Here is a 3,581-nt window from a genome sequence, read left to right on the forward strand (position 1 = left end):
AATCAAATAATCACTATAAAGATCAAGCATATCCATTTAATTCCCTCCCTAAAATTAAGGGCGGAATTCTAATGCTTTTTAGTCAAACTACAAGTTTATGTGCGTAACATGAGTGAATAAGTCTGCCCTAAAAAGGGAAATGCAGAAATTGGCTGACATAGATGTCTCAGTTCTTCAAAAGACATTGTGTGATGTAATTGACACTGATATTAAAAAAGTAATTATTGCTACTCATATCCCCCCATTTCCTGAAAGCAGTTGGCACAAGGATAAACCTAGTGATGATAATTGGCTGCCTTATTTTGCTTCAAAGGCAACTGGTGATGTGATTATGAGTTTTGTTAAAAAACATGCTGATATTCAGTTTTTAGTTTTATGTGGTCATACTCATACGGCCGTAACTATATAACTCTCTGATAATTTGATTATTAAATCAGGGCATGCTGAATATTATAAACCTTCAGTTCAAGAGGTTATTTCTCTTTGAACGTACCATTTGACTATATACTTGTTGCGGAAATTAAACGATGTTGCTTTACGTAATAGCTATATACCAAAGTAGGATGTAATTAAGTTGGTAATACCATTAACTAGTACATTCTCCCCTAAAGTTGTCGACCATTTTTTTAATTTTAAAGTTAGGTCTATATCAGTCTTTCTCACCAATTCAATATTTGGTGTTTCAGATATAAAAAGACTTTCTAAAGCCTTTATTAAAGCCAAAATATCAGCTTTGTCTTTTTTGGGAATGCTCGCATTGTCTTGAACCAAATCAATAAGTTCTTCAATCTTTTCACCTAACTCTTTATATTTAGTATGAATAATTACTTTACTATGTTTTCCAATAATTGTTACATTCTCTACAGAGGAGATATTAATACTGCTAGCATAACCTGGGTTTGGTAGAAACAACTCTGGTTTTTCCTTGCTCGCAATACCAACACCTGAAATTTTATATTTAACGTTTGTTTCTTTTTCCACTCCTTTGGGAGATGAAAATAAGTCATGCTCTTTAACAATCAACTCATTCTGCAGCAAATAATCTAAAGCGTGATTTAAATTCTGTACTTTATACTCATTACCTAAATTTGGTTTTACTTCACGTTTAATTTCGTTAATTCCTAAAGAAAGATTTTTTTGACTTGAGGAGTTTTCATGGCGCTTAAAAAGTAAGTCTAAAATTATTGCACAATATTTATCTAATTCCATTTTAATCCTCACCGTTCCATGTGTAGGTTAAGCACCAATATTTTTATTTTAGACTAAGCTGCGTTATGAATGAATTTGTAATAAAATTTCTTTTGAAGATTAAAAATTAGGCCAACAATATTCAACTGGGGTACATTTGGGGGTATATTTTTATCTCCAATAAAAATAACCCTTTAAAAACAACACATTAACTAATCAATAAATAGTCGCCGCCTTCCACCAATTAACCAAGACACTCCAAATTAATTGAATAAAATTCACTCTAATTATCTTCGAAATATCTACTTTATTAAGCAAAACTAATACCGTAACTTGACTAAGTCATTCTTTATTCTAAATTCTAGAATATGGAATAAAGGTGATTCTCAATGCTTAAACCGCATGATATCGTGCTGGCCAAGCAGATCGAAGGCTGGTCTCAAAATAGTCTTGCATTTGAATTTGTGTTTGAGTCCTTATCAAATCAATAGTGCATTTAAGCCATTAGTTGTAGTAGGGGGTAATTACACCATACCGTCCTCCGGCCAAACCACATGGGTTAAAATATGTCTTTCCTGCCAAACTAGGTGAGCTAGTCCGCGGTATTCCCACCAGCTATGCTGCTCCAAGCTTAAGTGATCATATTGTTATTGGTAAGGATCCTATCCCTGTATGGCCATGTGGGGAAATATAGTTTTTTTATGTGAATATTACAGTAAGCGAATTATTTTTCCCTATGACTGCAGCATGTGAGCTTCTTAATAAATCTGAATAAGATAAGGATTAATTACCAACCAATGCTTTGTTGGAGTTATTTAAAAATAAATCATTAAAAAAAGCCCAAAAAGTTACTGTGAATACGTTCAACAATACACGGCACTCCTTAGCGTCATTTGAGTATTAAGGAATTCTGCTAAAGCCGGAAGGCGGTGTCTTTCTACTGCTTCATTAAACAGGTCAATTTCTTCCTCCTCAGCGGTCATTTCAGCGGCTACTTCAGCTATTTGCGCACCTAATTTTTCCATTTTTATGTTAACCCGCATATTGCGATATTCTTGTTCTTGCTGACGGTTGGTAACAAAAAAAGAATGCTTATTGATGGACTCAGCGGCAGTATCTCCCTTTTTGTTAACAATTTCTAGGCTACGCTCCTCTACCGCCAGGATATCTTTTGTTAAGGTCTCCACTGAGTGTTGGGTGCGTAAAAGCCTCGTCGGTAAAGAGCTAACCACTAGATTGAATTTATAGATCTCATCGAGTTCTTCCTTTGTATAAGCCATCGCTAAAGACTCCCTAAAGTGGAGTAAGGTGCTTTGGGCTATTTCTTGTTGCTCTTCCTGCTGATTAGAACTCATATAGTCATAAAGTGGATTAAACTGCTCTTGGTTTGACAATCTGGCAATACTGTCGGTCACAAAATAGGCACAACTGCGACCGGAAATTTGCAGGGTGTCGGAGGGAATATAGATTTTAAGTTGGCAGTGTTCGCTTAAGCGGCCAAATTCCAGGCTCCAGCTGATTAAGTTAGCTAAGACTAGCGATTGCTGAAAACCTAGGGGGTCACAAATGAGAATATCCAAAGCAGGGTTATTAAGCGACCCCTTGAAATCGAATTCTAAAAAGGTCCAATGATTTAATTTAGCGCTGTCATCCCATTTTGACAAAGCAATTTGAAAGCGTAGGTCTTGGGTACAATAATCAACCATTTCCTCAATAATAACCGCTAAATCGCCAAGCTCTTTAGTGTTCATCGCAAAGGCCTTAAGTGTTCCTTGTTTGCTGTTCACCGTTTTTAAATATAAGAAAAAAGCCATAAGAGGATCTGGAACACTTCTCGGCTTACCACTTAAGGCTAATAACTCTTTAATTTCTACAAGGCTTTTCATAATTGGATGAATTTAAAGTGAGATTGCCTATATTAACGCAAAAGGGTTTGTTTTTATACATTTGACTTAAAAAAACTGCTCATCTAGGACTGCAGGCTTTTATCGTTAATGAATCGGTGACGGATAGTAAGGCTAATTAAGGCAAGCAAACAAAAGCCTATTCCGGTATAAAAACTAATGGCTGGATTAAAATACTCCCACAAGAATCCTGCCAGCATACTGGCTACAAGCATCATAAAGCCACTAAGCAAATTAAAAAAGCCAAAGGCTGTTCCTCGTAAATCTCTTGGTGAGAGATCGGTAATCATAGTCGCTAATAAACCTTGGGTCATTCCCATATGAATTCCCCACAGCGCAACACCGGCAATAAGGGCAGGCCAATTATGAGCTCATGTTACGCACGGTCAATTTTAAGCTGCCATATTTTTAAGCTCCTGCCAAGCAATCTGGTTCGCTCTAAGAATCAATTTGTACTTAATAGCAAAGTGATTTAAATGAGTTTTTATC

5 protein-coding genes are annotated in these 3,581 nt (G+C 35.9%); 2 read left to right on the plus strand and 3 right to left on the minus strand.

Going from position 1 to position 3,581, the window contains the following annotated elements; genetic code table 11:
* Positions 1-148 precede the first annotated feature (148 nt).
* The gene (locus tag ELY15_RS14565; RefSeq protein WP_127101296.1) at positions 149-409 is read left to right on the plus strand and encodes a hypothetical protein; all 261 of its coding nucleotides are present in this window, start codon (positions 149-151) and stop codon (positions 407-409) included.
* 137 nt (positions 410-546) lie between these two features.
* Here the strand turns inward: ELY15_RS14565 and ELY15_RS14570 are convergent, their stop codons facing one another.
* The 3 genes from ELY15_RS14570 to ELY15_RS14580 form a co-directional block, all read right to left on the minus strand.
* Complete coding sequence (locus ELY15_RS14570) at positions 547-1,209, minus strand: hypothetical protein (RefSeq protein ID WP_127101298.1); 663 nt, start codon at positions 1,207-1,209, stop codon at positions 547-549.
* 842 nt (positions 1,210-2,051) lie between these two features.
* Positions 2,052-3,074, minus strand: a complete 1,023-nt coding sequence (locus ELY15_RS14575) for a hypothetical protein (RefSeq protein ID WP_127101300.1) — start codon at positions 3,072-3,074, stop codon at positions 2,052-2,054.
* An 83-nt stretch (positions 3,075-3,157) separates the two neighbouring features.
* Complete coding sequence (locus ELY15_RS14580) at positions 3,158-3,412, minus strand: MFS transporter (RefSeq protein WP_233586819.1); 255 nt, start codon at positions 3,410-3,412, stop codon at positions 3,158-3,160.
* Between ELY15_RS14580 and ELY15_RS16285 the strand changes: the two genes are divergently transcribed.
* Positions 3,413-3,568, plus strand: a complete 156-nt coding sequence (locus tag ELY15_RS16285) for a hypothetical protein (protein ID WP_158617511.1) — start codon at positions 3,413-3,415, stop codon at positions 3,566-3,568.
* The last annotated feature ends 13 nt before the right edge of the window (positions 3,569-3,581 follow it).

Source organism: Legionella sp. km772 (genome assembly GCF_003989735.1).
Taxonomy (GTDB): domain Bacteria; phylum Pseudomonadota; class Gammaproteobacteria; order Legionellales; family Legionellaceae; genus Legionella.

Coding starts and splice junctions, on each gene's coding strand:
- ELY15_RS14575 (WP_127101300.1), bottom strand. CDS start 3,074: ATGAAAAGCCTTGTAGAAATTAAAGAGTTATTAGCCTTAAGTGGTAAG.
- ELY15_RS14570 (WP_127101298.1), bottom strand. CDS start 1,209: ATGGAATTAGATAAATATTGTGCAATAATTTTAGACTTACTTTTTAAG.
- ELY15_RS16285 (WP_158617511.1), top strand. CDS start 3,413: ATGAATTCCCCACAGCGCAACACCGGCAATAAGGGCAGGCCAATTATG.
- ELY15_RS14580 (WP_233586819.1), bottom strand. CDS start 3,412: ATGGGAATGACCCAAGGTTTATTAGCGACTATGATTACCGATCTCTCA.